4 protein-coding genes are annotated in these 4210 nt (G+C 56.8%); all 4 read right to left on the bottom strand.

Features of this window, described 5'->3' with window-relative positions; all coding sequences use genetic code 11:
• Positions 1–212 precede the first annotated feature (212 nt).
• A complete protein-coding gene (locus ACEQWH_RS07220) occupies positions 213–1199 on the bottom strand; it encodes an aldo/keto reductase (RefSeq protein WP_370229247.1) in 987 nt (328 codons plus the stop codon).
• Between the two features lie 93 nt (positions 1200–1292).
• Positions 1293–1979, bottom strand: a complete 687-nt coding sequence (locus tag ACEQWH_RS07215; RefSeq protein ID WP_370229246.1) for a GntR family transcriptional regulator — start codon at positions 1977–1979, stop codon at positions 1293–1295.
• A 93-nt stretch (positions 1980–2072) separates the two neighbouring features.
• Positions 2073–3206, bottom strand: coding sequence for a glycoside hydrolase family 172 protein (locus ACEQWH_RS07210; RefSeq protein ID WP_370229245.1), 1134 nt, complete (start codon positions 3204–3206; stop codon positions 2073–2075).
• A gap of 8 nt (positions 3207–3214) precedes the next feature.
• Positions 3215–4108 carry a carbohydrate ABC transporter permease gene (locus ACEQWH_RS07205; RefSeq protein WP_370229243.1) on the bottom strand — a complete coding sequence of 298 codons (894 nt, stop codon included), beginning with the start codon at positions 4106–4108 and terminating at the stop codon, positions 3215–3217.
• Positions 4109–4210 lie beyond the last annotated feature (102 nt).

Raw genomic sequence — 4210 nt, 5'->3', positions numbered from 1 at the left:
ATTGCAAATCCGTGTACACCGGTTCGATTCCGGTACTCGCCTCCACAAAGATCGACTTAATTCGCAGCTTTATTTGCAATTATGGATAGATCATGTGGCGTTCACCGTGACGGCACGCCTCGCCCCCTTAGCAAACCTACGAACACCGAATTTAGGCGCGCGACCTGCGGCCTTGCAGCGTTTCGCTCAGACAAACCCGCAAAAGCCAGGCCTCAACCGTTTGGAACCGGCGCCCGTTTGTCCAGCAGTGCTCGCGCTTTCAATTCAGCCCAAAATTCTGCGGGGATTGGGGTGGTGAGCCATGCGAAGTTCTGCTCCAGTTCGGCTTTGCAGCTTGGTCCGGGGAGGACTGAGGACACCAGAGAGTGCGCCAGCGGGAATTGTAGCGCGGCGGCGGCCAGATCAAGGCCATAGTCATCCGCGACATCTGCAAGCTTTCGAACCTTGGCAAGCACCGCGTCGGGCGCCTTTGCATAGTTCCAGCAGTCTCGCCCGACCAGAACACCCGAGTTGAACGGACCTCCACAGATGATCGACGTGCCCGCTGCCATGCAGGCCGGAAACAGCGCGTCCAGTGGGGTTTGCTCCAGCAGAGTATAGCGGCCCGCCAGCAGGAACACGTCCCATTGCCCGACACCCAGCGCATCAAGGCAGGCCTGATTTTCGTTCACCCCCAGCCCGATGGCTTTGACCTGGCCGCCGCGACGCAATTCCTCTAGCGCCCGGTATCCGCTTTTTGCCAGATCGGCGAAGTATTTTGCGTTTGTGTCACCAAGCGTCATCTCGCCAATGTCATGCACGAAAAGCACGTCGATCCGGTCTAGGCCCAGACGCTGAAGGCTGTCTTCAAAGCTGCGCATGATACCGTCATAGCTGTAGTCATAAACCACATGAAACGGCATCAGGGCGCGCGAGTCACCTTGAGGATGATGCGGCTCGCCCGGTTTCAGCAAGCGCCCGACTTTGGTTGATAAAACATAGTCCGTGCCGCGCAGAAGATCGCCTAGAACCCGTTCAGAGCGCCCGATGCCATACCAGGGCGCGGTGTCAAAATAGCTGATCCCTGCATCCCGCGCCGCCTGAACCAAATCCGCCGCGTGTGTCGCAGGCTGGTCCGCAGGGCGCTCCCCCAAGGCTGCGCCGCCAAAGCCGATGACCTCGACTGACAGGCCAGTGTTTCCAAGGGGGCGTTTTTCCATCGTGTTTTCCAAACAGATCGCCTGATTCCAGGTGGGCGCACCACATCGGCCTCATGAGGGTCAGACGAATTTTGCGGCAGGATCGCTGGCAACTTAGCCCGTGATGATCGTGCGATAGATCGAGGATTCAAAATGGCGTCGCAGGCAGGCCGACGCGCCCTCGGTATCTTCGGCCTCGATCCGGTCAATGATTTCCAGATGCTCTTCCGCGGCGGTGACCAGAGACTCGGTAAACGACGCGCTGCGGTGAATCACACGCGCCATGCGGATGTTCTGTTGCAGGCGGTTGTGGGTGGCCAAAACAGAGCGATTGCCAAGCGCTGACACGATGCTTGTGTGAACGAATTGATCCAGCGCGACAAAGGCTTCGGCCGCTACCATATCTTTTTTGTCTTTCTTAAGCGCCGCGATAAGCTCGACATGACGTGCGCGCACCTGCTCAAGCCAGTCCTTGGAAACACTATGGGCAAAGGCGTTCAGGGCCTCGATCTCGATCATGACGCGGAACTGATAGTTCTCGCGGATGAAAGACAGCTCGGGGTTCAGAATGGTAATGCCTGTGCGCTGCTTGATTTCAATCAGCCCATATTCTTCAAGCAAAACAATCGCTTCACGCAGGGGCGTCAGCGATACTCCCAGGAACTCGCACAATTGTGCCTGTGTTAGGACGGTGCCCGGCTTAAGCCTGCCTTCCCCGACCGCATTGACGAATTTTTCAAACCCCTCATTTGGGTGCTTGGGCAGCTCGTCAATTTTCGAAGGGATATGAATTTGAGGCATCGTCAATAACATCGTTGCAGTTCCCTCTTTCAGATACTTGTAAAAACCGCTGAAACCAAGCACCAAAGATTTTCTCTGATGCCTGGCAGGTCGTTACTTTCCGACAATCTCCAATTCGTCCGGCCCTTGAATTGGCGCAAATGGCGCGGTGGGCAGGGTCTGGTACCAGAACGCGGTCGAGGCGATATCGTCCCGACGGTGGCGATAGCGCACGTGTTCGGGGCGCATGTCGCTGTGCCAGCCAAGACTTTGGATCGTGGCCTTAAACCGCGTGGTGAACCGAACCGGATCCACGATGTGCCAGCGATACATGCCAAAGCGTTGCACGGCCTTATAGACCCCGTCAGGGCGTTCTACCTGCGGCAAGCCGCAATAGGCGCCGGAGTGTTCGATATAGCGGTTTTCCTGATTGGGATAGACCGCGCCGGGGTCCCAGTTGTAGGACCCGCCGAAATAATCCTCGGTGCCCGTACCGCAAATCGTGGGGAAGTCTTTGTCGTCATCGATAAAGAATTTGACTTCGCCTTCGCCCCACCAACCGTCCTCGTGCACGCCCCAGGCCACATAACAGCCGACGAATTGCCCGCGCCCTTCGACCTCGTCCAGGATGACATGATCCTGCAGATGTTCCACAGGGTTGGACCGACGGAACCGTGCGTGGAAATAGGCGCAGTCTTCAGGTACCGCGGTCAGTGTATAGTCGATTTGATAGTAAACAATCACATCATCGGGTTCGCGGTTTTCAAGCGTCACGCGTGCGCGTTTGCGGAAGGGCATCTCCCAAAAGCTGTTGAAGCCGCAGGCAGGATTGACCGCGATCGGGATCGAATTCACCGGAGCAAACCCGCGCAGACCATTGGCGAAAAAGTCACCCAAGGGGGCTTCGACCGACGGGTGCTCTTGATCGTCCCAATAGATGCGCAGGATCATACTGCGCAGCTTTAGCGGTGAACTCGTCACGATCCAGAAATGCTGGATCGCGCCGGACCCTTCGATATTTGCCAGATCAAACGTCTCGCCCGCCGGGATCTCGATGCAGGGCGATACCTTCCAGCCCTGCCCGAGGTGACGCGCCTTAAATGCGCCGGTGCCTTCGGTGGCCCGCCCGCCCCCACCGACCGAGTCGTCGAAATTCTCTGCCGAAATCGACCGCGTCTGCGCGTCAGAGATCCGTGACAGATTGTGCAGTCCGACGCCCAGACCGTTGAAAGGATATGTGGTGGTCATGTCGAGCTTTACCCTTTTTCTGCGCCAGAGAGCGTGCCCGAGCGCACAAACCGCTGCGACAGGATGAAGATGACAAGCACCGGAGCGATCACCAACAAAGACGCAAGAATGGCTTCGGGTTTCTTGATTGGAATGTCGTTTGCCACATCAACACCCAACGCGCCCGAGCTACTGATCAGAACCGCCAGTCCGACCGGCAGGCTGTAGAGTTCATCCTTGGTCAGCAACACGAATGCCAGGAAGTAGTTGCTCCAGTTTGCAAGGAAACTAAAGAACGCGATCAGCGCGATCAGTGGCTTGGACAAGGGCAACGCGACCTTGGTGAAGACCTCAAACTTCGAGGCACCATCAATGCGCGCCGAGTCAATCAGACCCGCAGGCAGCGACGTCGCGTAGTAAATATAGGCCAGATACATGCCAAATGGGAAAAAGGCCGTGGCGATGATCATGCCGAGATAACTGTTGTTCAGACCCAACGACTGCATCTGCAAAAAGATCGGCAGCGCGACCACTGTGTTCGGCGTGATCATTGCAATAAGGGTCAGCACCAGGATCAGCTTGCGGAACCGGAAATCATAGGTCGCCAGAACAAAGCCGGCAGGCAGAACCGCGATCAAGGACAGGGTCACACCGCCGATCGTATAGACCGCGGAATTGAGTGCCCAGCGTCCAACCGTGAAGGCCTCGTAAGTGAACAGGCGGTTCCAGGTGGTCGTGAAATTCTCGATGCTGCCGATGCTGAACGGACCGGTCGTATAAAGCCCAGGCTCGTCGCGGAACACGGCCATCAGCAACCAGATGATGGGTGTTGTGTAGAACAGAAAGGCGAAGGCCAGCACCGACCAGATAGCCAGCCATCCAATGCGCGCGTTCATCGACAGATGTGCAAAACGAGTGTTCATGGATCAGTCCATTTTGTAGAAACGCGTGCCGAAGACGACGCAGAGAGAGATGAAGATCGCGATGGTCAGCAGCATGGTGCTCATGGCTGCAGAGGCACCGAA

This window comes from Cognatishimia sp., from assembly GCF_964229375.1.
GTDB lineage: Bacteria > Pseudomonadota > Alphaproteobacteria > Rhodobacterales > Rhodobacteraceae > Cognatishimia.
The sequence above is the reverse complement of the archived record's forward strand: the minus strand, read 5'-3'. Positions and strand labels throughout refer to the sequence as shown.

Excerpts from the sequence above, each read along its gene's own strand:
- ACEQWH_RS07220 (WP_370229247.1), bottom strand. The coding sequence starts at position 1,199 with ATGGAAAAACGCCCCCTTGGAAACACTGGCCTGTCAGTCGAGGTCATC.
- ACEQWH_RS07215 (WP_370229246.1), bottom strand. The coding sequence starts at position 1,979 with ATGCCTCAAATTCATATCCCTTCGAAAATTGACGAGCTGCCCAAGCAC.
- ACEQWH_RS07210 (WP_370229245.1), bottom strand. The coding sequence starts at position 3,206 with ATGACCACCACATATCCTTTCAACGGTCTGGGCGTCGGACTGCACAAT.
- ACEQWH_RS07205 (WP_370229243.1), bottom strand. The coding sequence starts at position 4,108 with ATGAACACTCGTTTTGCACATCTGTCGATGAACGCGCGCATTGGATGG.